The following is a 24,106-nucleotide window of genomic DNA, read 5'->3' on the forward strand; positions in this document are numbered from 1 at the left end:
GTGTGCGGTGCCATGGTCAACCTGGTGCGCACGGCGCATGCGGCAGGGCATGACCTGCACGCCATCTCGGCCGGTGGTGGCCTGTCCATCCCCTATCGCAGCGGCGACCCGGTGGTGGACACGCAGCATTACCACGGCCTGTGGGACGCCGCGCGCCAGCAGGCCGAGGCCATCGTGGGCCACAAGCTCGGCCTGGAGATCGAACCCGGCCGCTTCCTGGTGGCCGAATCGGGCGTGCTGCTGGGCCAGGTGCGCGCCACCAAGAACGCGGGCAACAATCATTTTGTGCTGGTCGATACCGGCTTCAACGAGCTCATGCGCCCGTCCATGTACGGCAGCTACCACGCCATGAGCGTGCTGCGCCGTGATGGCTCTGCGGCCGCTGAACGCCCCAGCGTGGTGGCGGGGCCGCTGTGCGAATCCGGCGACGTGTTCACCCAGGGCGACGGCGGCGTGGTGCTGCCGCGCGACCTGCCCGCCGCGCAGGTGGGCGATCTTCTGGTGATCCACGACACGGGTGCGTACGGCGCCAGCATGTCCTCCAACTACAACACGCGGCCTTTGATTGCCGAGGTGCTCGTGGATGGCGGCCAGGCCCGCCTGATCCGCCGCCGCCAGACCGTGGACGAGCTGCTGGCGCTGGAACTGGCGCTGTAAGCCCGGCTGCCGCGCTGGCCCCCTGCGCTGTGGGGATGGCCCGCGCTACGAGGTGGGGTAGGTGAGGGCCTACGGGTTTGGGGTGCAAAGCCGGACAAGCACCAGCCGGGGTGAGAAATACAGTGAAACCACCTGAACTTCTCACCCTTTCAAGGAGATCCCCATGCCTCTCATTGCCTGGCTACTTGGCGTCCCGCTGTCGGTTGTGCTGCTGCTGATGCTGTTTGGGGTGTTTTGACTCCCCCCCCCGGCGCGCATGGCATCAACGCCGCCAAACAGAAGGCCTCTGTGGATTCCGCAGGGGCCTTTTGTTTTCGTGGGGACTATGGGGTTACATCAGTTCGGAGGCAGGCCCGCGCCCCATCAGGGTCACGACCGCATCGGCCGGGGTGAGCTGGCCATCGAGCAGCGCCACCACCGCGCGGGTGATGGGCATGTCCACCCCCAGCGTTGCCGCCCGCTGTGCCACGGTGCGGGCGCTGTAAACGCCCTCGGCCACATGGCCCAGCGACTCGACGGCCTGCGGCAGGGTTTTGCCCTCGGCCAGCAGCATGCCCACGCGCCGGTTGCGCGACAGGTCGCCCGTGGCGGTCAGCACCAGGTCGCCCAGGCCCGACAGGCCCATGAAGGTGTCGGGCCGCGCACCCAGCGCCAGACCCAGCCGCGTCATCTCGGCCAGGCCGCGCGTGATGAGTGCGGCGCGGGCGTTCAACCCCAGCGCCAGTCCGTCGCACAGGCCGGTGGCAATGGCCAGCACGTTCTTCACCGCGCCACCCACCTCCACGCCCACGATGTCTTCGTTGGCATACACACGCACGCTGGGGCTGTGGAAGGCGCTGACCAGCGCATCACGCACCTGCGCATGGGGGCTGGCAGCCACCAGGGCGGTGGGCTGGCCCAGCGCCACTTCTTGCGCAAAGCTGGGGCCGCTAAATACGCCTGCTATCAGTTCAGGAGCTACCAGGGCTTGTACTTCGTGCGCCAGCAGCCCAAAAGACGTGGAATTGCCAGCGGTTGCAGCCTCAAAGCCCTTGCACAGCCAGGCCACAGGGGCAGCACAGCCATGCAAGGCCTGCAGCATGCCGCGCAAAGCCGCCATGGGCGTGGCCACGATGACGAGGTCGGCCCCTGTCCACAGCGCAGCAAAGTCGCCATGGGCCAGAGTGAGGGAGGGGGGGAGGGTGATGCCGGGCAGGTAACGCGCGTTCTGCCGCTGCGTCTGCATCTGGGCCGCCTGGGCGGCATCGCGCGCCCACAAGGTGACGGCATGGCCTGCGGGGTGCTGGGCGGCACTCATGGCCACCGCTGTCCCCCAGGCTCCAGCGCCCAATACTATGATTTTCATAGCTGTATGCGCTTATTCATCCAGCACTACAGGCAAAAATGCCTGTAAATGCTTACTGCGTGATGATGGGCGATGCCTGGCCAGCGGCCTGGGCTTGCTGTTGCTCGTACATGGCCTGGAAGTTGATTTCGGCCAGGTGCACGGGCGGGAAGCCAGCGCGGTTGATCACGTCGGCCACATTGCCGCGCAGGTAGGGGTACACGATCTGGGGGCAGGCGATGCCCATGATGGGGCCCATCTGGTCTTCGGGCACGTTGCGGATTTCGAAGATGCCGGCTTGCTTGGCTTCGACCAGGAAGACRGTCTTGTCCTKGATCTTGGTCTGCACGGTGGCGGTCACAGCCACTTCAAAGATGCCTTCGGCCACGGGGKKGGCKTCCACGCCSAGCTGGATGTCSACKSTGGGYTGCTCYTGYTCGAGCAGGATGGCGGGSGARTTGGGCTGYTCSAGCGACAGGTCCTTGAGGTAGACGCGCTGGATCTGGAAMACGGGGTTTTCTTGGTCGGCCATGGTGAAGTCTCTTTGCTCTTACGAAATTGCTAGCAAAACAAAACCCGCCGGGGAGCAGCTCCCGCAGCGGGCACATGGGGCTGCATTATGCAGCGCCCAGACAGGGGGTCAGGCGCCGAGCAAGGGCATCAGCTCGCCACGGCTGTCCAGCGCCACCAGRTCGTCGYRGCCRCCCACRTGGGTGTCGCCGATGWAGATCTGCGGCACCGTGCGGCGMYSGGTGATYTCCATCATGKKGCTGCGSGCSGCGGGRTCGSTGTCGATGCGRATYTCYTCGATCTSCTCSACRCCCTTGGACTTGAGGATCTGCTTGGCCCGRATGCARTASGGGCAGACGGCGGTGGTGTACATCTTCACGGGTTGCATGGCGAACCTTCCTCTTTCTTCCTGTGGGACTGAAAAACCAGTCGCAAGACTAGCGCTGACCGAATAACTGGGGGCGGATCAGGCTTTTTCCACAGGCAGGCTGGCTTCGCGCCAGGCCTTCATGCCACCAGCGAGTGCCTGGGCGTTGTCGTAGCCCAGTTTTTTGGCAATGGCGACGGCGCGGTTGGCGCGTGCGCCGCTGGCACACACCAGCACCACGGGCAGGGCCTTGTTCTTGACCACGGCGGGCAGGCGCTCTTCGAGCTGGGACACGGGCACGTTCTTGGCGCCAGTCACGTGGCCGGTGGCGAATTCCTCGGCTTCGCACACGTCGATGACCACCGCTTTTTCGCGGTTGATGAGCTGCACGGCGCGTGCTGGCGTCAGCGAACCGCCACTGGCGTTCTTGAGGACCGGCCACAGCAACATGCTGCCCGAAGCCAGTGCAACGAGGAACAGATACCAGTTATCAATAATGAATTTCACGAAGCTTCCTTGGGTTGGCGAACAGCGTAATTCTAGAATGCTGGGTTTTGGCCCGCATTTTTTTGACCTGCCTTTCCTGGGGAAACCATGTACAAGCTCGTTCTGATCCGCCACGGCGAATCSACCTGGAAYCTYGAAAACCGCTTYACCGGCTGGACTGATGTGGACCTCACGCCCACCGGTGTCTCCCAGGCCATGTCGGCCGGCAAGCTGCTCAAGGCCGAGGGCTACGAGTTCGATCTGGCGTTCACCAGCGTGCTCAAGCGCGCCATCCACACCCTCTGGTACACGCTGGACGAAATGGACTGCACCTGGCTGCCCGTGGTCAAGGACTGGCGCCTSAACGAGCGYCACTACGGCGCCCTGCAGGGCCTGAACAAGGCCGACATGGCCAAGCAGTATGGCGACGAGCAGGTGCTCGTATGGCGCCGCAGCTATGACACGCCCCCGCCAGCGCTGGAAGCCACCGACCCCCGCAGCGAGCGTGGTGACCGCCGCTACGCTGGGGTGGCTGCCGAGAATGTGCCCCTGACCGAGTGCCTGAAAGACACCGTGGCCCGCGTGCTGCCGTTCTGGAACGAGGCCATGGCGCCCGCCATCCGCTCGGGCAAGCGGGTGGTGGTGGCTGCGCATGGCAACTCCATCCGCGCGCTGGTGAAGTACCTGGACAACATCTCCGAGACCGACATCGTGGGTCTGAACATTCCCAACGGGATTCCACTGGTATACGAGCTCGACGCCGACCTCAAGCCCATCCGTCACTACTATCTGGGAGATGCCGAAGCGGCGGCCAAGGCCGCAGCCGCCGTGGCATCGCAGGGCAAAGCGTAAATCGCAGGTAAAGAGCGGGGAAAACCCCGCTTATCCCCGCCAAAGTGAGCATCCATGCGGAACTGCGGCGGGTTTGGCCCTTCCAAGGTGTATATTGGTTTCGAAGCGGTAAAAGGTGTTGTATGGGCCACAAACTCAAGATTGCAGGATGGGTATCGGTAGGCGTGGTGGCGGGTGCGCTCACCACGGTGTCACTGCAAACGGTGGCGCGTGGCGCCATGACGCCGTTGCCGCTCGAAGAAATCCAGCAGTTGTCCGCCGTGTTCGGCCTGGTCAAGACCGATTACGTCGAGCCGGTCGATGACAAGAAGCTCATCACCGACGCCATCTCGGGCATGGTGTCCAGCCTGGATCCGCACTCGCAGTACTTCGACAAGAAGTCCTTCAAGGAATTCCGCGAGGGCACTTCCGGCCGCTTCGTGGGCGTGGGCATCGAGATCACGCAGGAAGACGGCCTGATCAAGATCGTGTCGCCCATCGAAGGCTCGCCGGCCTTCCGCGCCGGCCTCAAGACCAACGACCTGATCACCAAAATTGACGAAACCGCCGTCAAGGGCCTGGCGCTGAATGACGCCGTCAAGCGCATGCGCGGCGAGCCCAGTACCAAGGTCACCCTCACCATCTTCCGCAAGGACGAGAACCGCACGTTCCCTGTCACCATCACGCGCGAAGAGATCAAGACCCAGTCCGTCAAGGGCAAGGTGATCGAGCCCGGTTACGCCTGGATCCGCCTGTCGCAATTCCAGGAGCGCACGGTGGATGACTTTGTGCGCAAGGTGGAAGAGGTCTACAAGCAGGAGCCCAACCTCAAGGGCTTGGTGCTGGACCTGCGCAACGACCCCGGTGGCCTGCTGGATGCAGCCGTGGCAATTTCTGCGGCTTTCCTGCCCGAGAACGTGACGGTGGTCACCACCAATGGCCAGCTGGCCGACAGCAAGGCCACCTACAAGGCTGCCCCCGACTACTACCAGCGCCGCGGCGGCGGTGATCCGCTCAAACGCCTTCCCGCGTCCCTCAAGGCGGTGCCGCTGGTAGTGCTGGTCAACGAAGGCTCTGCCTCCGCCAGCGAGATCGTGGCTGGCGCGCTGCAGGACCACAAGCGCGCCACCATCATGGGCAGCCAGACCTTCGGCAAGGGCTCGGTGCAGACSGTGCGYCCGCTSGGRCCKGACACGGGCMTCAAGMTSACCACSGCSCGCTAYTACACGCCGAGYGGYAMSTCGATCCAGGCCAAGGGCATCGTGCCCRACGTGMTGATYGACGAGTCGGAAGAGGGCAACATCTTTGCCGCCTTGCGCATGCGCGAGGCAGATCTGGACAAGCACTTGAACAGCGGCCAGGGTGAAGAGAAGAAGGACGAAGCCCGTGAAAAGGCCCGTGAGGAAGCCCGCAAGCGCATGGAAGAAGAAGCCAAGAAGCCTGCGGCCGACCGCAAGGTGCCCGAATTCGGTTCGGACAAGGACTTCCAGCTGGTGCAGGCCCTCAACCAGCTCAAAGGTCGCCCTGTGTTGGTCAGCAAGACGCTGACAGAGCGCAAGGAAGAAAAGAAAGAGAATTGAGCCTTTCGCGCTCCGACCCCGGGCTGGATTTCGCGAGGAATCCAGCCTTTTTCATGTCTGCCTGTTTCACCGTTGATTTTTTGGCCGCTGCAGGCCCGCCTTCCCATGACCGATGACCAGCTCCTGCGCTATTCCCGCCACATCCTGCTCGACGAGGTGGGCATCGAGGGGCAGGAGCGGGTGTTGGAAGCCCATGCTCTCATCATCGGCGCTGGCGGGTTGGGGTCGCCGGCTGCGCTGTACTTGGCGTCCGCCGGTGTGGGCCACATCACACTCGTCGATGACGATGTGGTGGACCTGACCAACCTGCAGCGCCAGATTGCGCACACCACCGCGCGCGTGGGCAGTCCCAAGGTCCAGTCGGCGGCGCAGGCCATGGCCGACATCAACCCCGAGGTGCAGGTCACCGCACTGCAGGCCCGGGTGGATGCGGCGGCTCTCGACAGTCTGGTGCGCGATGCCACAGTGGTACTCGACTGCAGCGACAACTATGCGACCCGCCAGGCGGTCAATGCCGCGTGTGTTCGTCATAAAAAACCCTTGGTGGCGGGGGCTGTGATCCAGTTCGATGGGCAGATCACGGTGGTGGACCCGCGCGATGCGCAGTCGCCTTGTTATGCCTGCATCTTCCCGCCGGATGCGGAGTTTGAAGAAGTCCGCTGCTCCACGATGGGTGTATTTGCTCCGCTGGTGGGTGTGGTGGGTGCGATGCAGGCAGCCGAGGCGCTCAAGCTCATAGCGGGCGTGGGTCAGTCGCTGGCGGGGCGGCTGCTGATGCTCGATGGCCGGGCCATGGAGTGGAGCACCATGCGCGTTCAGCGCCACGCCCATTGCAAGGTGTGTGTTGCGCGGTAGGATTTTTCCTACATGGCCAGCGTGTTGTGGCTGGCAGAATCCGGCGCATGGAAGCCTTAAATTCAAGGCTAGGACAGCGTGACCCGCACTGTCCGTACACATGGACCCGCCCGTGAAACTGCGCACCTACATTGTTGAAGACAACGCGACCATCCGCGAGAACCTGATCGGAACTCTGGAGGAGTTGGCGTCTGTAGAAGCGGTGGGCGTGGCAGAAACTGAAGACGACGGTACGAACTGGTTGTCGTCGCACCCTGAGGAATGGGACTTGGCCATCGTGGATCTGTTCTTGCGCCAGGGCAGCGGATTGGGTGTGCTGGCTGCCTGCCGCACGCGGCGGCCCGGCCAAAAAATGGTGGTGCTCAGCAATTACGCCACGCCGGATGTGCGCATGCGCTGTGCGCAGCTGGGTGTGGATGCAGTGTTTGACAAATCCAACGAGATCGACGCGTTGGTGGACTACTGCGTACAGCACAGCAGCCCGGCTCACGGGCTGGACGCCGGTAGCGGCGGCGGTGTGTCAGCCGCCTCATCGGGCGCATCCCAGTGACACAACCCGCCGCCGCGTGCGTGGGTGCATGCGGCAGTCGGGGTGCTTCTTTTTCCTTCTTTTTCAGCGCAAAAGCAAGACTTGCCTACGCCCGGCAGCGCCGGGCTCTGGCCAGATCCTGGATGTCAGTCGATCAGGCGATTTTTGAGCGCGTAGTAGGTCAGGTCGCTGTTGGACGAGAGGCTCATCTTTTCCATCAGGCGTGTGCGGTACGTGCTCACCGTTTTCACGCTCAGCGACAACGACTTGGCGATATCGCCCGCCGTCTCTCCCTTGGCCAGCTTCAGGAACACCTGGAACTCTCGCTCAGACAGCTGCTCGTGCGGTGGCGCATCGTCCTTGCGGTTGAGTTGCTGTGCCAGCAGTTCGGCCACGGCAGGCGTCAGGTAGCGGCGGCCCAGAGCAATGGTGCGAATGGCCTCCACGATCTCCGACGGTTCGCACTCCTTGTTCAGGTAACCACTGGCACCCTGACGGATCAGGTTGATCGCGTAGTGTTCTTCAGGGTAGCCACTCAGGATCAGGATGCCCATGTCGGGCGCCTTGGCGCGCAGCATGGCCAGCGCGTCCAGCCCGCTTTGGCCAGGCATCGACAGGTCCATCAGCAGCACATCGATTTCCTTGTTGCGCACCAGGTCGATGGCCTCGCGGCCGTTGGCGGCCTCGCCTTCCACCCGCAAGTCCACGTGCTCGGACAAGAACTGCCGCAGCCCGGAACGAACAATCGCGTGGTCATCCACAATGCCAATCTTGATCATTGATGCTTCTTTCGAGGCGGCAGCAAAGGTGCTGCCGGTGTGTATTGAAGTCCAGGCGCTCGGCATGTGGTTGCATGGCTGGCGCACCTGGTAGGTAACGGGTCATTATCCAGAATAAGCGTATGAATCTCCAAGAAAACACCCGGCGTTGGTTACCAAAAGTCCGACAGATGGCCTTGAGCCTGCCCATGGCGCTGTTGGCGGCCATGGTGCTGGTGGGCATCAATGAAACGGGGCACATGCGTTCGCAGGACGCGGTGGAACAACTGGCCCAGGGGCTGACCACGCGGGCCGATGTGAACAAGCTGCTGCAAAGCATGCTGGATGCCGAAACCGGCCAGCGGGGTTATCTGCTCACGGGCAACGAGACCTACCTGGAACCGTATGACAAGGCCGTAGCGACCGTGCAGACCAACCTGGATCGCCTGCGCAACCAGTTCATGGCGTCGCCCGAGGACATGCAGGAGTTTGCGTTGCTGTCGCGGCAGATCTCGCGCAAGCTGGCTGAGATGGAGCTGAGCCTGCGCCTGCGCCGCCAGGGCAACGAAGACGCATGGAAGTTCATTCTGAACACGGATGTGGGCAAGGAGCACATGGAGGCGATCCGGCAGCACGCGCAAGAGCTGATTGCCCGCAGCGACCAGCGCCTGCAACAGGGGCGCGAGCAGATCGAGCGGTCGCTGATGCTGTCGCGCATCGGCATTGCCACGGTCACTGCCATTGGCCTGCTGGCGTTCTACATGTACCTGCGCCAGACGCAGGCGGTTCAGACCGTCAACCTGCGCGAGCAAGAGGTGCTGGAGCGTGAGCGCGACCGCCTGGAAGGGCTGGTGCGCGACCGCACGGCCACGCTGTCCGAATTGGCCAACCACTTGCAGGAGGTGCGCGAAGAAGAACGGGGCCATCTGGCGCGGGAACTGCACGACGAGCTGGGCGCGCTGCTGACGGCTGCCAAGCTGGATGTGGCGCGCCTCAAATCCAAGATCGATGCCACTGCGCCCGACATTGCCGAGCGCCTCAAGCACCTCACCGAAACGCTCAACAGCGGCATTGCGCTCAAGCGTCGCATCATCGAAGACCTGCGACCGTCGTCGCTGTCGAACCTGGGGCTTACGGCCGCGCTGGAGATCCTGACACGTGAATACGCCGAGCGCGCAGGCATTGAAGTTGAGACCAGTCTGGAGGCCGTTCAACTGCCCGACGCAGCGCAGCTCACGGTGTATCGCATGGTGCAAGAGGCGCTGACCAACATCGGCAAGTACGCCAAGGCCAGCAAGGTGCTGGTGTCTGTGCACGGCTACCCCACGCATGTGGCGGTGCAGGTGCGCGACGATGGTGTGGGTTTCGACCCTGGCACCGTGCGCCCCACTTCGCACGGCTTGGCTGGCATGCGCCACCGGGTCGAGGCAGCGGGCGGGCGTCTCACGCTCACTTCGCGGCCTGGCAATGGCACCTTGTTGTCGGCCGTGCTGCCGCTGCCGCGCACCTCGTCAGAGCCGCGCCGCAACGCCGCTGCGCAYGACGCCTGAGGCATACGCCGCCTTCTTCCTGCGTCTCCCTCATTCCCAGCATTGCGTGGCGCAGCGCATGCAGGCCTCCGTGCGACACCTGCTGGCTGTGGGGACGCCACGCCCGGAGCCAGCGTCCCGTCGTGGCGTACCTGCGCTGCAGCCGCTTGTGCGCGCTACCGTGCGCCCGGTCCGGCCAGTGCGCGCCGTCCTACATGACCCCCACTGCGCCGCCGACATGGGCGCGCGCCGCGCACCGGCATCCAGGGCACAGGGAGATACCTACAGTTGGTCCCAGGCGTTGAGGTTTTGGCGCCACCCGATCTGCCGGCAAGCCGGCCACCCATAAGGAGATGGAAATGTTGCACTACGCAGTTGTTTTTCTGGTGATCGCGCTGATTGCAGCCCTCTTCGGTTTTGGCGGTATTGCTGCCGGTGCCGTGGGCATTGCGAAGATTCTGTTCTTTGTGTTCGTGATCATGGCTGTGGTCACCTTCGTGCTGGGGCTCCTGAAAAAGGGGTGAGTCAGGCCGCAACGCCTGGACTGCTGCCCTTCACCCCCTCCCGCATCCCCTGTACCCCATACCCCAAGGAGTTTCCCCATGAGCCTTCAGACCGCTACCGACAAAGTGACCCACGGTGTTCGCAACCTGGCCGATGACGTGCTGCAAAGCGCGCAGGACGCAGTGCAGACCACCCGGGCTGCCGCTGACCAGTCGCTGGACAAGGCCGAAGAAAGCGTGCGCGCCCTGCGCCGCCAGACCGACCCGGCGATTGATGACCTGGCAGCCCGTGCACAGGACCTGGCCGCTCGCAGCATCGACTACTGCGCCGAGACCAGCGCGCGTGCACGCCGTCAGATCCAGCAGGCAGCCGAAGTCACCGGCAAGTATGTGGCCGAGCAGCCCGGCAAGTCGCTGGTCATCGCCGCCGCATCGGGGGCTTTGCTGGCCACCGTGGCGATGTGGATGTCCCGCCGGCGCAATGCATACTGAGGGCTAGCACACCGGTGTTTGCACGCCGGTGCCTTGCCCGCAGCGCCTGGCTATGCGCCAGCGCTGTCCTTTTTCCCACAGTCCGCCGGTCGCGGAGGGTGCAACAGACCGGTGGACTGAACATGTCCCAGCACCCGCGTTCCCAACCATTCTTGAACAAGGAAAACACCATGAAATACGCACGTGCCCTCGCTTTTGCCGCAGTTGCCGGTATCACCATCGTCACAGCCACCGGTTGCTCGGTGGCCCGCGAACAGCAAACAGTTGGCTCCTATGTGGATGACGCTGGCATCACCACCGCCGTGAAGGCCAAGATGGCCGAAGACAAGAACGTGTCTGCCACCTCCATCAGCGTGGAAACGCTCAATGGCACGGTGCAGCTGTCGGGCTTTGCCAAGTCGCAGGCTGAAAAGAACCAGGCCGAAAACATTGCGCGCAACACCAAGCATGTGCGCGAAGTGCGCAACAGCATCGTTGTGCGGCCCTGACCGGTAGGGCTGACGCCCTGCACCCGAGGCCCCACGCCCCCGGCGCAGTGGCTTCGATCCTGAAGCAGGCTCCGGGCATGTCCGGGGGCCTGCTTTTTTCATGGGCCCACCTTGGCGCTGCAAAAGGGGGCCGTGCGTTGTTCCTCCTCACTGCTCCGGTCCACGGGGTATAAGCTCCACACCATGCGGGTATTCAATTGCGACCATTGCGGTCATCTGGTGTTTTTCGATAGCGTGCAGTGCCTGCATTGCGGCAGTGCGCTGGCCTTCTTGCCCGATGTGCTGACCATGGCTGCCCTGGCCCCTGCACCGCAGGACGGTGCCGACCTGTGGCGCCGCCAAGGGGGGCAGGGCAGTGCCCACTACAGCGGGCGCCTTTACCGCATGTGCCGCAACCACACGGACCACCAAGCCTGCAACTTTGCGATACCCGCCAACGACTTTGCAGAGCTGTGTGTGTCGTGCCGCCAGACCCGGGTGATGCCCGACCTGTCCGAGCCCGCCAACATGGGGCGCTGGATGCAGATCGAAGCGGCCAAGCGGCGGCTGTTCTACAGCCTGGCTCGTCTGGGCCTGGAGCCGGCGCCCGGGCGTACCGGTCCAGTGTTCGAGTTTTTGGCCGAGGTGCCGGGCGGACCGCCCGTGCTGACGGGCCACCACAGTGGGACCATCACGCTCAACGTGGCCGAGGCGGACGACGACGAACGCGCGCGCCGCCGCATCGCGCTGGGTGAGCCCTACCGCACTCTGATCGGTCACCTGCGTCATGAGTCCGGCCACTTCTATTGGGACCAGCTGGTGCGCGACGGCGGGCGGCTGGACGACTTCAGACAGATGTTTGGTGACGAGCGCCAGGACTACGCGGCGGCGCTGGAGGCGCACTACGCCAAGGGCAACGAGGGCAGTGACTGGGCCAACCACCATGTGAGTGCCTATGCCGCCGCCCACCCCTGGGAAGACTGGGCCGAAACCTGGGCCCATTACCTGCACATGATCGACCTGCTGGAAACCTCGGCCAGCTATGCCACCGAGGTCACCATTCCCGGTATCTATGGCGCGCAGCGCAGCAGCGCCATCGATCCGTTTGCCAGCCCGGCGCCCGACTTTCAGTCCATGGTGCAACACCTGGTGCCGCTGACGCTGCTGCTCAACAGCCTTACGCGCAGCCTGGGGCAACCTGATGCCTACCCGTTCGCGCTGGCGGGTGAGGTGCTGGCCAAGCTGCGCTTTGTGCACGACATGGTGCGTGCAGCGGCCGCGCGTCCTGCCCCTGTGGCCACCATGGCACCCATGCCGCCACCCTCGCCGGCTGCGAATCAAGGTGTCAAAAAGAATAGCAAAACAGCCAATAAAGACCGGCGCTAGAGAGCGATTCGGCCGAAATATTGACGGTGGCTGCCAGCCGGGCATGAAAACGGCCTGGAACTTGCTTGAGGGCTTGCAGGAGATTGGCTCTCATGCAGAAGTTCGACGAGATGGTTACCCGGCTGCCCCTGGCCGGCCTGGGCGGTGCGGCAGGCTGGGCGGGCAGTGATGTACGGCCCCACTATGCGCGGTTTGCCCAGTGGCTGGCGCGCCAGAGTGCCGAATCCATGCAGGCGCGGCGCGCCGAGGCCGAGGTCATCTTCCGGCGCGTGGGCATCACCTTCGCCGTCTACGGCGCCAAGGACGAGGACGGCGCGGGCACCGAGCGGCTCATCCCCTTCGACCTGATCCCCCGCATCATTCCGCAGCAGGAATGGGCGCACATGCAGCGGGGCCTGGTGCAGCGGGTCACGGCGCTCAATCGCTTCATCCACGACGTGTACCACGGCCAGGACATCCTGCGCGCAGGCATCGTGCCTGCCGAGCAGATCCTGCGCAACGCCCAGTTCCGGCCGGAGATGGTCGGCGTTCATGTGCCGCTCGATATCTACTCCCACATCAGCGGCATCGACATCGTGCGGGCACCGGATGCGGCAGGCGAGGGCGTGTACTACGTGCTGGAAGACAACCTGCGCGTGCCCAGCGGCGTGAGCTACATGCTCGAAGACCGCAAGATGATGATGCGGCTGTTCCCCGAACTGTTCGCTCAGCACCAGGTGGCACCGGTGGCTCATTACCCGGACTTGCTGCTGGACACCCTGCGCGCCAGCGCTCCGGCTGGCGCTGCCGACCCGACCGTGGTGGTGCTSACSCCCGGCATGTACAACAGCGCCTAYTTCGAGCACGCCTTCCTCGCSCAGCAGATGGGCGTGGARCTGGTCGAGGGGCAGGACCTSKTSGTSAAGGACMASTTYGTSTACATGCGCACCACGCGCGGGCYGCRGCGSGTGGACGTGATCTACCGCCGSGTCGAYGACGACTTCCTCGAYCCCGATGTCTTCCGCCCCACCTCCACACTGGGTTGTGCGGGGCTCATGTCCGCCTACCGGGCCGGCAATGTCGCCATCTGCAAYGCCGTGGGCACMGGCGTGGCSGACGACAAGTCGATCTACCCCTAYGTGCCGGACATGATCCGCTTCTACCTCGGTGAGGAGCCCATCCTGCAGAACGTGCCCACCTGGATGTGCCGCAAGCCGGACGACTTGCGGTACGTGCTGGACCACCTGCATGAACTGGTGGTGAAGGAGGTGCATGGCGCGGGTGGCTACGGCATGCTGATTGGCCCTGCGGCCACCCGGGCCGAGATCGATACCTTCCGCGCCGCAGTCATCGCCAAGCCCGACGGCTACATCGCCCAGCCCACGCTGAGTCTCTCCAGCTGCCCCACCTATGTGGACAGCGGCATTGCGCCCCGCCACATCGACCTGCGGCCCTTTGTGCTCAGCGGCCAGAAGGTGCAGATGGTGGCAGGCGGCCTCACGCGCGTGGCGCTCAAGGAGGGGTCACTGGTGGTCAATTCGTCGCAGGGCGGGGGCACCAAGGACACCTGGGTGCTGGGCGATCAGCCCGCTGCAGCACACATACCGTCACCACCAATGCAAACACAACGCCAAGGGAGGGAATGACCATGCTGAGCCGTACCGCCGATCATTTGTTCTGGATGGCCCGTTACACCGAACGGGCAGAAAAGCCCTGCGCAGCGGGGCTTTCGAAAAAATACCGCAAGCGTGTGCAACACGCTCGGGGTTCTCTGCCCTCGTCCAAAAAGGAGATCACATGCTGAGCCGCACCGCCGATCATTTGTTCTGGATGGCCCGGTACACCGAAAGGGCAGAGAACACCGCMCGCATGCTCGACGTCAACTACCAGAGTGCGTTGCTACCCCAATCGACCGAGGTGGCCACCCTGGGCTGGCAGGGCTTGCTGTCCATCAGCGAGCTGCTGCCCGCCTACACCGCCCAGCATGGCGAGGTGACGCCCGCCAAGGTGCTCGACTTCATGGTCAAGGACCCGTCTAACCCGTCGTCCATCGTGGCCTGCCTGCAGGCTGCGCGCGAGAACGCGCGGGCGGTGCGCGGTGCGCTCAACACCGAGGCCTGGGAGATCCAGAACCAGACCTGGCTCGAAGTGAACCGCCTGATCGCCAGCGGTGCACTGGAGCAGGACCCGGCGCGATTCTTCGAATGGGTGAAGTTCCGCTCGCACCTCTCGCGAGGTGTGACGGTGGGCACCATGCTGCAGGACGAGGCGCTGCACTTCATGCGCCTGGGCACCTTTCTGGAGCGGGCCGACAACACGGCACGGCTGCTGGATGTGAAGTTTCACGCGGTGCAGAGCGACTTCAGGGGCGCGGCCACGGCGCAGGACCAGGACTACGACTTCTACCACTGGAGCGCCATCCTGCTCAGCGTGTCGGGCTTCGAGACCTACCGCAAGGTGTACCGCGACGTGATCACGCCCGAACGTGTGGCCGAGCTGCTGATCCTGCGGGCTGACATGCCCCGCTCACTGCACGCTTGCATGAAAGAGGTGCTGGGCAACCTCGACATGCTGGGCAGCGGCCAGTCGGCCGAGACCCAGCGGCACGCGGGGCGGCTGCTGGCGCACCTCAAGTTCGCACGCATCGATGAAATCCTGACCCATGGACTGCACGCCTACCTCACCCAGTTCCTGGAGCGGGTGAACGACCTGGGTGCGCGGATCAGCCGGGACTTCCTGGTGCCTGCGGCGGTGTGAGGGGTGTATCTGGCGCGTCTGCGTCTGGCGCAGCGGCCATAGCGGCCGTAGCGGCGGGCACCGGCTCCACCGTCACGCCCACCTGCAGCACATGGTGGTCGCCGCCGTGGATCACGCCGCGCAGCGGCGACACATCCGAAAAATCGCGGCCGATGGCCAGGGTCACATAGTCCTCGCCCGCCGCGCGGTCGTTGGTGGGGTCCAGTTCAAACCAGGTGTTGTCGTCTGATGCGCCATCACTTTCGTCGGCTGCCGGTGACCACACCGACACCCAGGCGTGCGAGGCATCGGCCCCCACCAGCCGGGGTTGCCCGGGCGGGGGCTCGGTCAGCAGGTAGCCGCTCACATACCGCGCCGCCAGGCCCAGGCTGCGCAGGCAGCCGATCATCACGTGGGCAAAGTCCTGGCACACGCCCCGGCGCAGCCGCAGCGATTCGAGCGCGGGCGTGCCCGCGTCGGTGGCGTTGGATGTGTAGGCAAAGTCGGCATGGATGCGCGACATCAGGTGGCGGGCGGCCTGCATCAGCGGGCGGCCGGGTGCAAAGCTCTCGGCGGCATAGGCCACAAAGTCGGCATGCCGGGGAATATAGGGCGACGCAAAGCTGAACTCGGTGGCCGCGTGGTAGGGCTGGCCGCGCCGATAACCCAGTCGCTCGCGCACGGCCTCCCAGGGCTCGCCAGGCGGTGCGGCAGGCACGGGCAGGGTTTCCAGCAGGCTTTCGGCGCGCACCCGCAGTTGCTCGTGGGTGAACGGCAGGCTGAAGAACGCGCGGGTGTTGCCAAACACGTCCTGCACCATGTTGCACTGTGTTGGGGCGGGGTCCACCTGCAGGCTGTGGGTCAGCACACGCTGCACCACACCGGTGCGCGGGCGCAGATGGGCCATGTGCTGGGCGTTTTGCACCGCCGGGCTGTAGTGGTACACCGTTTCGTGGATGACGCGCAGCTTCATGGTCAAGCTCCTACGCTGTGCCGAAGTGCATCCGCCGAATGCGTGAAGTAGCGCGTGGCCAGCACATCCGACAAGCCCATCACGCCCCGCACACACCGGCCCAGATATTCCTCCAGCGCGGCATGGCGCCCCTCGGCGTCCTGTGCGCACAGGGCCACCAGCGACAGGTCGAACGCCTCAGGGATGCCGGTGGCAGCGGATTCGCCGGGCGTACCCGCGGCCACTTCGATCTTGGCAATGCGCCCGCGCAGCGTCTGCGYGACCCASGCCAGCGAGCGGGGGTTGTCGCGGTCGATCACCAGCAGGTCSASCAGCGYGGGCAYGTCGCGCCGCTGCTGGTACTGCGCGTGGAAGGTGATGGTGCTGTCAAACAGTGCCACCATGGCCTCGAAGCCGCCCTCATCGTGCACGGCGCCGGTCTGCAGGCCGCTTTCCAGCGCCGAGGCCAGAAAGCCCAGGCGCTCCAGGTGGCGCCCGATGGATAGCAGGCGCCAGCCGTCGTCGCGGGTCATGCGGTCGGTCTGCTGGCCCGTCATGGCTGCGGTGTGGCCGCTCAGCCCTTCCAGCTGGCGCAGCGCGTCCAGCGGCGAATAGTCGCCGTCGTCTTCGGCCCCTGTGCGGGGCGCAAAAAACTCCGCTTCGGCGCGCACGATGAGGTTCCAGTGTTCCTGCGACAAACGGTCGCGCACGGCCGAGGCCGCACCCAGGATGCCGCGCAGGTTGTAGCCCACGCTGGTCACCTGCGCGGGCTGCGTCAGCCCGGCGATCAGCGAGCGCTCGAACACGCGCCGTGCCTGCCCGGCCGCAGGCACGGTCGGCAGCACCAGCCCCTGGCTCACGCCCATGGCGCTCAGCCAGGTCAGCAGCGGCTGCGAGGTCTGGTCCTCGCCATTGAGGCATTGCAGCGTGATGCGCGCCAGGCGCGTGACGTTCTCAGTGCGTTCGGTGTAGCGGCCCAGCCAGAACAGGTTTTCGGCCGCGCGGCTGGTCACCTGGCGGCTGCGGTGCACCACGGCGGGCGCGGCCTGGTTGTGGGCCAGCAGCGTGGTGGTGTCCACGGGGCCATCGGTCTGCACCCACACATCGGCGCTGCTGCCGCCGCGCTGCATGGATGTAATGCCGCTGTCGCCCTGGGCCAGGCGGGCCAGCCCGCCCGGCAACACGCGCCACGAGCCGGGGCCGTCGCACACCGCAAAAACGCGCAGCATCACCGAGCGGGGGGCGATGGGGCCACCGTCCTGGCCCGCACCCTCTGCGGCGTCACTGCGCCAGGTGGGCATTTGCGACAGCGGCAGGTGGGCCTGCACGGTGTATTCGTCGCCCTGGGCCTCGATGCGTGCGGACCACTGCGTCAGGTCTTGCGCCGACAGCGCACCGCCCAGCACGGGCACGCGCTGCGCCATGGGCCAGGTGGGGCGGATCACGCTGTGCGCGAGCTGCGGCAACACCGCCTGCATGGCCGAGCGCTCGCCACACCACCAAGTGGGTAGCGACGGCAGGGCCAGCTCTTCGCCCAGCAGGTGGCGCGACAGGGCAGGCATGAAGCCCAGCAGCGCCGACGATTCCAGGAASGCCGAGCCCGGCRYRTTGGCCACCAGCACGTTGCCSGCGCGRATSGCCTGCAGCAGGCCSGGCACGCCCAGSSKSGAGTCGSKGCGCAGCTCSAGCGGGTCSAGRAACTSGTCGTCCAGSCGCTTGAKGAKGCCGTGCACCGGCYGCAGSCCMTGCAGSGTCTTKAGGTASAGGCGCKSGTCGCGCACCGTGAGGTCGYTGCCCTCSACCAGCGTCAGGCCCAGGTAGCGCGCSAGGTAGGCGTGCTCGAAGTAGGTCTCGTTGTACGGGCCGGGCGTGAGCAGCACGATGCGCGCATCCGCCCCCGCCGGGCTCATCTGCCGCAGCCCGTCGAGCAGTGCGCGGTAGGTGGCGGCCAGGCGCTGCACATGCATCTGGCTGAACGCCTCGGGGAACAGGCGCGAGATGAGCAGCCGGTTCTCCAGCAAATACCCCAGGCCTGAGGGCGCCTGCGTGCGCTGCGTCACCACCCACCAGTCGCCCTGCGCATCGCGCGCCATGTCGAAGGCCGCGATGTGCAAATGGGTGCCGCCCACGGGCTGCACGCCATGCATGGCGCGCAGGTAGCCCGGGTGGCCCTGCACCAGCGCGCTGGGCAGCAGGCCTTTGCGCAGCAGCTCCTGCGGGCCATACACGTCGGCCATCACGCGGTTGAGCAGGCGTGCGCGTTGCAGCACGCCGCGCTCGATGTGTGCCCAGTCGCCCTGCGAAAGGATCAGCGGGAACAGGTCCACCGACCAGGGCCGTTGCGGGCCGTCGGCGTCGGCATAGACGTTGTAGGTGATGCCGTTGTCGCGCACCTGGCGCTGCAGGCTCTGCATGCGCCGATCCAGGTCCTGGAAGCCCTCGGGCCCCAATTGATCAAAGAATTGGGCCCAGGCGCTAGTGATATATGGCTTATTTGCTATTGATTTGGGAGTGGCTGATGCAGTGGCAGCGCCGGGGGCGTCCGCCACGCTGGCACCCCGCAACTCGTCAAAATGCCCGGACGCCGCAGCAGGCGCCAGTGCAGCCGCCAACTGGGCTGCGCTGTCAGAAGGGTCGGGGGTGGGGAGGCTGTCGTTGGATTGGTTCACTGCGCTCGATTTTCGGGCATTTGGTCGACAACACTCTGCGGGTAACCCGCACCGTCGAAACTGGCGGGGCCGATGCCAGAGACGCCAAGCAAGGGCCGCCCCGCAGCAAGGGCGTCGTCCCCCTGGGGGGAAGGCGCGCAGCGACTCAGGGGGGCTTCTCTACCTCCGCATCTTGCGCCGCAGATCCAGCGTGAACGGAAACTCCCGGCTGCCCGGCAGTTCAATGGTCGCAGGCGGCACCGCCAGCCGGCCCGGCGTGTGGCCCATGCGCGAGAAGCGCGCCAGGCGGCGGCTTTCGGCCTCATACGCGTTGACCGGGAAGGTGTCGTAGTTGCGCCCGCCCGGGTGCGCAACGTGGTACTGGCAGCCGCCGAGCGAGCGGTTCATCCAGGTGTCCACGATGTCGAACGTGAGCGGTGCGTGGGCGCCAATGGTCGGGTGCAGGGCCGAGGGCGGGTTCCATGCCTTGTAGCGCACACCCGCCACAAACTCGCCGGTCGTGCCCGTGCTTTGCAGGGGCAGCGGCTGGCCGTTGACGGTGACCACATGGCGGCTTTCGTTCATGCCCGTCACGCGCACCTCGATGCGCTCCAGCGACGAGTCCACATAGCGCACGGTGCCCCCGGCGGAGCCTTCCTCGCCCATCACATGCCAGGGTTCCAGCGCGTTGCGCAGGGTCAGCTCCACACCCATCGACTTGACGGTGCCGACCATGGGGAAGCGGAACTCGAACTGCGGTGCAAACCAGGCCGCGTCAAACGCGTAGCCTGCGGCGTTCATCTCGGCCACGACGTCGTGCATGTCCTGCTGGATGAACGTGGGCAGCATCCAGCGGTCGTGCAGCTCGGTGCCCCAGCGGGCGGCGGGCGCGCGGTAGGGCGTCTTCCAGAAGCGGGCGATCAGGGCGCGCAGCAGCAGCTGCTGCACCACGCTCATGTGGGCGTGGGGCGGCATCTCGAAAGCGCGCAGCTCCAGCAGGCCCAGGCGGCCGGTGCTGCTGTCGGGCGAGAACATCTTGTCGATGGAAAACTCGCTGCGGTGGGTGTTGCCCGTCACGTCCACCAGGATGTTGCGCAGYGTGCGGTCCACCAGCCAGGSCGGCATGTYCTGGCCGTAGACCGCGCGGTTGGCTTCGATCTCGCGCAGTGCGATCTCCAGCTCATACAGCTGGTCGTTGCGGGCCTCGTCCACGCGCGGCGACTGGCTGGTGGGGCCGATGAACAGGCCGCTGAACAGATAGCTCAGGCTGGGGTGGTTGTGCCAGTACAGCAGCAGGCTGGCCAGCAGCTCGGGCTTGCGCAAGAACGGCGAGTCAGCCGGTGTGGCGCCGCCCATCACAAAGTGGTTGCCGCCACCGGTGCCGGTGTGGCGGCCATCGGTCATGAACTTCTCGGCCGACAGGCGCGTCTCCCATGCGGCCTGGTACAGAAACTCGGTGTGCTGCACCAGCTCCTTCCAATGGCTGGCGGGGTGGATGTTCACTTCGATCACGCCCGGGTCGGGCGTGACTGCCAGCACCTTCAGGCGCGCATCGCGCGGGGGCGGGTAGCCTTCCAGCACGATCTTCACACCCAGCTCTTCGGCCGTGGCTTCGATGGCGGCCAGCAGGTCCAGGTAATCATGGAGGCGCGCCAGCGGCGGCATGAAGACATAGAGCACGCCGTATTTCTCGCCCACCTTCTCGGCCTTGGGGCCGCTGGCGCGGCGTGGGTCGCGCACCTCCACGCACAGGGCCGTGCGCGACAGGCCTGCGGCCGACTGGAACTTGCCCGGGGGCTGCGTAGCTGCATGCGGGTCGGGTTGCCCGGTTTGGCGCGCGTGGTCGCCGCCTGCGGTGCCTTGCGCCATGCGGCGTGCCTCGCCAGGGGCGGTGGCGCCTGCCAGGTAGGGCAGATCACGGTCGCCGGTGACGGGGCCGGATGGCACGGAATACCGCGCCCGCAGCGTGGTGGCAGCGGCCAGCGGGCCCTGGGGTGCGGTCGGGTCTTGCGGGATCAGGTGCTCGGTGTCTGATGCCTTCACCCAGGGCAGGGCGTCCAGCGGCAGGCGGTAGCCCATGGGCGAATCGCCGGGGATGAGCAGCATGCGGTCGTCGCGGAAGAACCATGGCCCCGTGCTCCACACGCTGCCTGCCAGCGTGCCCGCGCCTTCGCCTGCCTGCAGCGGCAGCACATAGCCCACCACGCTGTCGAGTTTTTGCTCGAACACGCGGCGCAGCCGTGCGCGCTCCAGCTCGTCGTCCAGGCGCGCATCGAACGGGTCCACGTTGACCGGCAGGCGGCGCTCGCGCCACAGGTAGTAGAAGGTGTCTTCATAACCGGGCTGGATGAATCGGTCCGTCACGCCCAGCTTGCGCGTGAGGTGGCGCACAAAACGCTCGGCGTCGGCACTGGTGTAGTGGGATGGGTCACGCTCGTCGGCAAACAGCGCGGGGTTCTGCCACGCGAGCTGGCCGTCGGCGCGCCAGCAGATCGACAGTGCCCAGCGCGGCAGCTGCTCGCCCGGGTACCACTTGCCCTGGCCAAAGTGCAGGAAGCCGCCCTGTCCATATTCGGCRCGCAGCTTGTGCRTGAGYTCGGTGGCAWAGCCGCGTTTGGTGGGGCCSAGSGCATCGGTGTTCCACTCGGGCGCGTCGCGGTCGCYSRYSGCCACRWAGGTGGGCTCGCCACCCATCGTSAGGCGCACGTCGCCCGCCACCAGGTCGGCGTCCACCTGCTCGCCCAGCGCCAGCACGGCCTGCCACTGGTCTTCGGTGTAGGGCTTGGTCACGCGSGGCGATTCGTAGATGCGCGTCACGCGCATCTCGTGGCTGAACTCCACCTCGGCCTTGTCCACGCCGCCTTCAATCGGCGCGGCGCCCGAGGGCTGGGGTGTGCAGGCCAGCGGGATATGGCCCTCGCCCGCCATCAGGCCGCTGGTGGCATCCAGGCCAATCCAGCCTGCGCCGGGCAGGTAGACCTCGCACCAGGCGTGCAGGTCGGTGAAGTCGTGGTCGGTGCCGCTSGGGCCRTCGAGCGCCTTSACRTCGGGSGTGAGCTGGATCAGGTAGCCCGACACAAACCGCGCCGCCAGCCCCAGGTGGCGCAGCAGCTGCACCAGCAGCCAGCCCGAGTCGCGGCASGAGCCGCTGGCTTTTTGCAGCGTYTCCTCGGGTGTCTGCACGCCGGGCTCCAGGCGGATCAGGTAGCGGATGTCTTGCGAGACCTGCTGGTTGAGCTTGACCAGGAAATCGATGGTGCGCTGCTTGCTGCGGTCCACCTTGTCCAGATAGGCCTGCACCAGCGGTGTCATCGGGTCGGTGGCCAGGTAGGGCGCCAGCTCCTGCTGCACATCGCTGCTGTACTTGAACGGGATGTTCTCGGCCTCGGGCTCCAGGAAGAAGTCGAAGGGGTTGTASACCGCCATCTCSACSACCAGGTCSACCGTGACCTTGAACTCGCGCGTCTTCTCGGGRAASACSAGCCGCGCCTGGTAGTTGGCRAACGGGTCCTGCWKCCAGTTGAYGAAGTGCTSSGCMGGCTCGACCTKSAGCGAATACGARATSACRTTGCTGCGGCAGTGGGGCGCGGGCCGCAATCGGATGGTCTGCGGCCCGAGGCCTACCAGCCGGTCGTATTGGTAATGCGTGACGTGGTGGAGCGCGGCGTGGATGGGCATATGCAGGCCATGCTAGCAAGTCCCGAGCCATCGCGGGCAACTATTCCGGGGGCGGTGACAAGCGGTCATCGGCTGTTCACAATGTGCGGTCCGTACCCCGCTGCCGGGGCCGCCTGTTTTTCTGACTGCGCACCAACTTGGTGATGCCCTGATTCGCCCATGTCCCAATCCCCCCAACTGCTGCTCCTCCCCGGCCTGGCCGCCGATGAACGCATGTGGCGCGGCGTGCTGCCGCTGCTGCCCGCCGCGCTGCGCCCCGAGGTCGCCACCGCCCACCAGGATGTGAACCTGCACCGCATCGAAGACTTTGCCGCACGCCTGCTGGCGCAGCACGCAGGGCCGCTGGTGCTGGCGGGTGCGTCGATGGGCGGCATGATCGCCATGGAGGCCGCGCGCCAGGCGCCGCAGCGTGTGGCAGGGCTGGCGCTGCTGGGCACCACCGCGCGGCCCGAGACGCCCGACATGCGCGCCCTGCGCGAAGGCGCCATCGAGCTGTTTGAACAGGGCCGGGTGCGCGAGGTCATCGAGCCCAACGTGGCCCTGGCCTTCCACCCCGTGAACGCCGCCAAGGCGGACCTGGTGCAGGCCTACCTGGACTTTGTGCTGGATGCGGGCCCCGACCACCTGGTGCGTCAGAACCGCGCCGTGATCCATCGGCCCGATGCGCGGGTGCATCTGCCGCAGGTGGCCTGCCCCGTGCTGGTGGTGTGTGGCGCGGCCGACCAGCTCACGCCGCCCGAATGCTCGGCAGAGATCGCTGCGCTGGTGCCCGGCGCCGAGCACTACCTGCTGCCCGACAGCGGCCACATGCTGACCATGGAGCAGCCCGAGGTGGTGACCCGCTTGCTGGTGCAGTGGCTGGCCCGCAACGGGTGGATTTGAATAAATTGAAGAGTTCTTGGCTGCAAGCGCCAGTGGAATATGCCTGAGTAGCTATGAAAATAGTAGCTAATCAGAACTCCAGGTTGTCAATCAGCCGCGTGCTGCCCAGCCGTGCAGCACCCAGCGCCACCAGCGTGCCCGCGGCGTCGTCGGCCGTGGCGGGCAGCAGGTCGGCCCGGCGACGCACCGTGAGGTAGTCGGGCGCCCAGCCCCGCGCGCGCAAGGCATCTTGCGCCTGGGCCTCCAGCGCGCTGCGGTCGCTGGCGTCCAGCCACTGCTGCGCCAGCCGCTTCAGGGCCTGCGACAGGGCCACGGCCTCCTGCCGTTCTTCCAGGCCCAGGTAGCCATTGCGCGAGCTCAGCGCCAGCCCGTCCGCTGCGCGGCAGGTTTCGCCCGCTACGACGTCAATGGGCAGCGCAAACTGCCGCACCATGTGGCGGATCACCATGAGCTGCTGGTAGTCCTTCTTGCCAAACACGGCCGTGCCGCCGGTCTGGCCCAGCACGCAGGCAAACAGTTTCATCACCACCGTGCTCACGCCCACAAAAAAGCCGGGGCGAAAGTGCCCTTCCAGCATGTCGGCCAGCACCGGGTCAGGGTGCACCTTGAAGGTCTGKGGCTCGGGGTACAGGTCCGTCTCGCGCGGGGCAAACAGCACATCGCAACCGGCGGCCTGCAGCTGGGCGCAGTCGGCCTCCCAGGTGCGCGGGTAGCTGTCAAAGTCCTCGTGCGGCAGAAACTGCAGGCGGTTCACAAAGATGCTGGCCACGGTCACATCGCCCAGGGGCTTGGCCTGGCGCACCAGGGCGATGTGACCGTCGTGCAGGTTGCCCATGGTGGGCACAAACGCAGGGCGTCGGTAGGGGGCCAGGGCTTGGCGCAGGTCGGCAACGGAGCGGGCAATCAGCATGGGGTGAGAAGGGTCAAAGATAGAAATTCGGTGAAGGCCGGAGGGGC

At 65.8% G+C, this 24,106-nt stretch carries 23 protein-coding genes; 14 read left to right on the forward strand and 9 right to left on the reverse strand.

Translation table 11 applies throughout. The features are described 5' to 3' along the window. Window positions 1-657, forward strand: a 657-nt coding sequence (locus AC04MI_RS09110) for a diaminopimelate decarboxylase family protein (protein WP_476497663.1), incomplete at its 5' end; no start/stop codon positions are given. Window positions 658-988: 331 nt separating this feature from the next. Here AC04MI_RS09110 and AC04MI_RS09115 read toward each other — a convergent pair. The 4 genes from AC04MI_RS09115 to AC04MI_RS09130 all read right to left on the reverse strand — a co-directional run bounded on the left by AC04MI_RS09115 (window position 989) and on the right by AC04MI_RS09130 (window position 3,365). Next, window positions 989-2,002, reverse strand: a complete 1,014-nt coding sequence (locus AC04MI_RS09115) for an NAD(P)H-dependent glycerol-3-phosphate dehydrogenase (RefSeq protein WP_436077714.1) — start codon at window positions 2,000-2,002, stop codon at window positions 989-991. A 52-nt stretch (window positions 2,003-2,054) separates the two neighbouring features. Then, window positions 2,055-2,513: a protein-export chaperone SecB gene (gene secB / locus AC04MI_RS09120; RefSeq protein WP_476497664.1), complete on the reverse strand. Its 459-nt coding sequence runs from the start codon at window positions 2,511-2,513 to the stop codon at window positions 2,055-2,057. A gap of 108 nt (window positions 2,514-2,621) precedes the next feature. Next, window positions 2,622-2,879, reverse strand: a complete 258-nt coding sequence (grxC, locus tag AC04MI_RS09125; RefSeq protein WP_476497665.1) for a glutaredoxin 3 — start codon at window positions 2,877-2,879, stop codon at window positions 2,622-2,624. A gap of 78 nt (window positions 2,880-2,957) precedes the next feature. Continuing rightward, the gene (locus AC04MI_RS09130) at window positions 2,958-3,365 is read right to left on the reverse strand and encodes a rhodanese-like domain-containing protein (RefSeq protein ID WP_060985050.1); all 408 of its coding nucleotides are present in this window, start codon (window positions 3,363-3,365) and stop codon (window positions 2,958-2,960) included. Window positions 3,366-3,452: 87 nt separating this feature from the next. Between AC04MI_RS09130 and gpmA the strand changes: the two genes are divergently transcribed. The 4 genes from gpmA to AC04MI_RS09150 all read left to right on the forward strand — a co-directional run bounded on the left by gpmA (window position 3,453) and on the right by AC04MI_RS09150 (window position 7,160). Next, window positions 3,453-4,196 carry a 2,3-diphosphoglycerate-dependent phosphoglycerate mutase gene (gene gpmA / locus AC04MI_RS09135; protein WP_015015479.1) on the forward strand — a complete coding sequence of 248 codons (744 nt, stop codon included), beginning with the start codon at window positions 3,453-3,455 and terminating at the stop codon, window positions 4,194-4,196. A 122-nt stretch (window positions 4,197-4,318) separates the two neighbouring features. Next, complete coding sequence (locus AC04MI_RS09140) at window positions 4,319-5,755, forward strand: S41 family peptidase (RefSeq protein WP_476497667.1); 1,437 nt, start codon at window positions 4,319-4,321, stop codon at window positions 5,753-5,755. A gap of 105 nt (window positions 5,756-5,860) precedes the next feature. Beyond that, on the forward strand, window positions 5,861-6,610 hold the full coding sequence (locus tag AC04MI_RS09145) for a HesA/MoeB/ThiF family protein (RefSeq protein ID WP_288852328.1): 750 nt from the start codon (window positions 5,861-5,863) through the stop codon (window positions 6,608-6,610). A 112-nt stretch (window positions 6,611-6,722) separates the two neighbouring features. Then, entirely contained in the window at window positions 6,723-7,160 is a 438-nt protein-coding gene (locus tag AC04MI_RS09150; RefSeq protein WP_056066548.1) for a response regulator, read from the forward strand. 125 nt (window positions 7,161-7,285) lie between these two features. On the opposite strand, the gene AC04MI_RS09155 is transcribed toward AC04MI_RS09150, so the two are convergent. Continuing rightward, complete coding sequence (locus AC04MI_RS09155) at window positions 7,286-7,918, reverse strand: response regulator (RefSeq protein WP_056065924.1); 633 nt, start codon at window positions 7,916-7,918, stop codon at window positions 7,286-7,288. Between the two features lie 122 nt (window positions 7,919-8,040). Here AC04MI_RS09155 and AC04MI_RS09160 point away from each other — a divergent pair, with 122 nt between their 5' ends. The 8 genes from AC04MI_RS09160 (at window position 8,041) to AC04MI_RS09195 (ending at window position 15,010) form a co-directional block, all read left to right on the forward strand. Further along, window positions 8,041-9,447: a sensor histidine kinase gene (locus AC04MI_RS09160; protein ID WP_436077715.1), complete on the forward strand. Its 1,407-nt coding sequence runs from the start codon at window positions 8,041-8,043 to the stop codon at window positions 9,445-9,447. A gap of 338 nt (window positions 9,448-9,785) precedes the next feature. After that, the gene (locus AC04MI_RS09165; RefSeq protein WP_010463174.1) at window positions 9,786-9,950 is read left to right on the forward strand and encodes a DUF1328 domain-containing protein; all 165 of its coding nucleotides are present in this window, start codon (window positions 9,786-9,788) and stop codon (window positions 9,948-9,950) included. A 78-nt stretch (window positions 9,951-10,028) separates the two neighbouring features. Then, window positions 10,029-10,421, forward strand: a complete 393-nt coding sequence (locus AC04MI_RS09170) for a hypothetical protein (RefSeq protein WP_056065917.1) — start codon at window positions 10,029-10,031, stop codon at window positions 10,419-10,421. A 170-nt stretch (window positions 10,422-10,591) separates the two neighbouring features. After that, window positions 10,592-10,909, forward strand: a complete 318-nt coding sequence (locus AC04MI_RS09175; protein WP_056066545.1) for a BON domain-containing protein — start codon at window positions 10,592-10,594, stop codon at window positions 10,907-10,909. Window positions 10,910-11,092: 183 nt separating this feature from the next. Next, on the forward strand, window positions 11,093-12,274 hold the full coding sequence (locus tag AC04MI_RS09180; protein ID WP_436077716.1) for a zinc-binding metallopeptidase family protein: 1,182 nt from the start codon (window positions 11,093-11,095) through the stop codon (window positions 12,272-12,274). A 92-nt stretch (window positions 12,275-12,366) separates the two neighbouring features. Next, a complete protein-coding gene (locus AC04MI_RS09185) occupies window positions 12,367-13,899 on the forward strand; it encodes a circularly permuted type 2 ATP-grasp protein (RefSeq protein ID WP_476497669.1) in 1,533 nt (510 codons plus the stop codon). 2 nt (window positions 13,900-13,901) lie between these two features. Continuing rightward, window positions 13,902-14,057, forward strand: coding sequence for an alpha-E domain-containing protein (locus tag AC04MI_RS09190; protein ID WP_082522527.1), 156 nt, complete (start codon window positions 13,902-13,904; stop codon window positions 14,055-14,057). Then, the gene (locus AC04MI_RS09195) at window positions 14,051-15,010 is read left to right on the forward strand and encodes an alpha-E domain-containing protein (protein ID WP_436077718.1); all 960 of its coding nucleotides are present in this window, start codon (window positions 14,051-14,053) and stop codon (window positions 15,008-15,010) included. The genes AC04MI_RS09190 and AC04MI_RS09195 overlap by 7 nt, the downstream gene beginning before the upstream one ends. Here AC04MI_RS09195 and AC04MI_RS09200 read toward each other — a convergent pair. From AC04MI_RS09200 to AC04MI_RS09210, 3 genes are all read right to left on the reverse strand, one after another. Further along, window positions 14,976-15,962 (reverse strand): transglutaminase family protein, encoded by a 987-nt coding sequence (locus AC04MI_RS09200; protein WP_436077719.1) that lies wholly within the window; start codon window positions 15,960-15,962, stop codon window positions 14,976-14,978. The genes AC04MI_RS09195 and AC04MI_RS09200 overlap by 35 nt on opposite strands. Before the next feature lie 2 nt (window positions 15,963-15,964). Then, on the reverse strand, window positions 15,965-18,610 hold the full coding sequence (locus tag AC04MI_RS09205; RefSeq protein WP_476497670.1) for a circularly permuted type 2 ATP-grasp protein: 2,646 nt from the start codon (window positions 18,608-18,610) through the stop codon (window positions 15,965-15,967). Window positions 18,611-18,769: 159 nt separating this feature from the next. Further along, window positions 18,770-22,267 (reverse strand): transglutaminase family protein, encoded by a 3,498-nt coding sequence (locus AC04MI_RS09210; RefSeq protein ID WP_476497671.1) that lies wholly within the window; start codon window positions 22,265-22,267, stop codon window positions 18,770-18,772. Between the two features lie 159 nt (window positions 22,268-22,426). Here AC04MI_RS09210 and AC04MI_RS09215 point away from each other — a divergent pair, with 159 nt between their 5' ends. Next, the gene (locus AC04MI_RS09215) at window positions 22,427-23,149 is read left to right on the forward strand and encodes an alpha/beta fold hydrolase (RefSeq protein WP_436077722.1); all 723 of its coding nucleotides are present in this window, start codon (window positions 22,427-22,429) and stop codon (window positions 23,147-23,149) included. Between the two features lie 70 nt (window positions 23,150-23,219). Here AC04MI_RS09215 and panC read toward each other — a convergent pair whose 3' ends face one another. Further along, window positions 23,220-24,059: a pantoate--beta-alanine ligase gene (gene panC / locus AC04MI_RS09220; protein WP_288852335.1), complete on the reverse strand. Its 840-nt coding sequence runs from the start codon at window positions 24,057-24,059 to the stop codon at window positions 23,220-23,222. Window positions 24,060-24,106: the final 47 nt, after the last annotated feature.

The organism is Acidovorax sp. LjRoot204 (genome assembly GCF_056175785.1).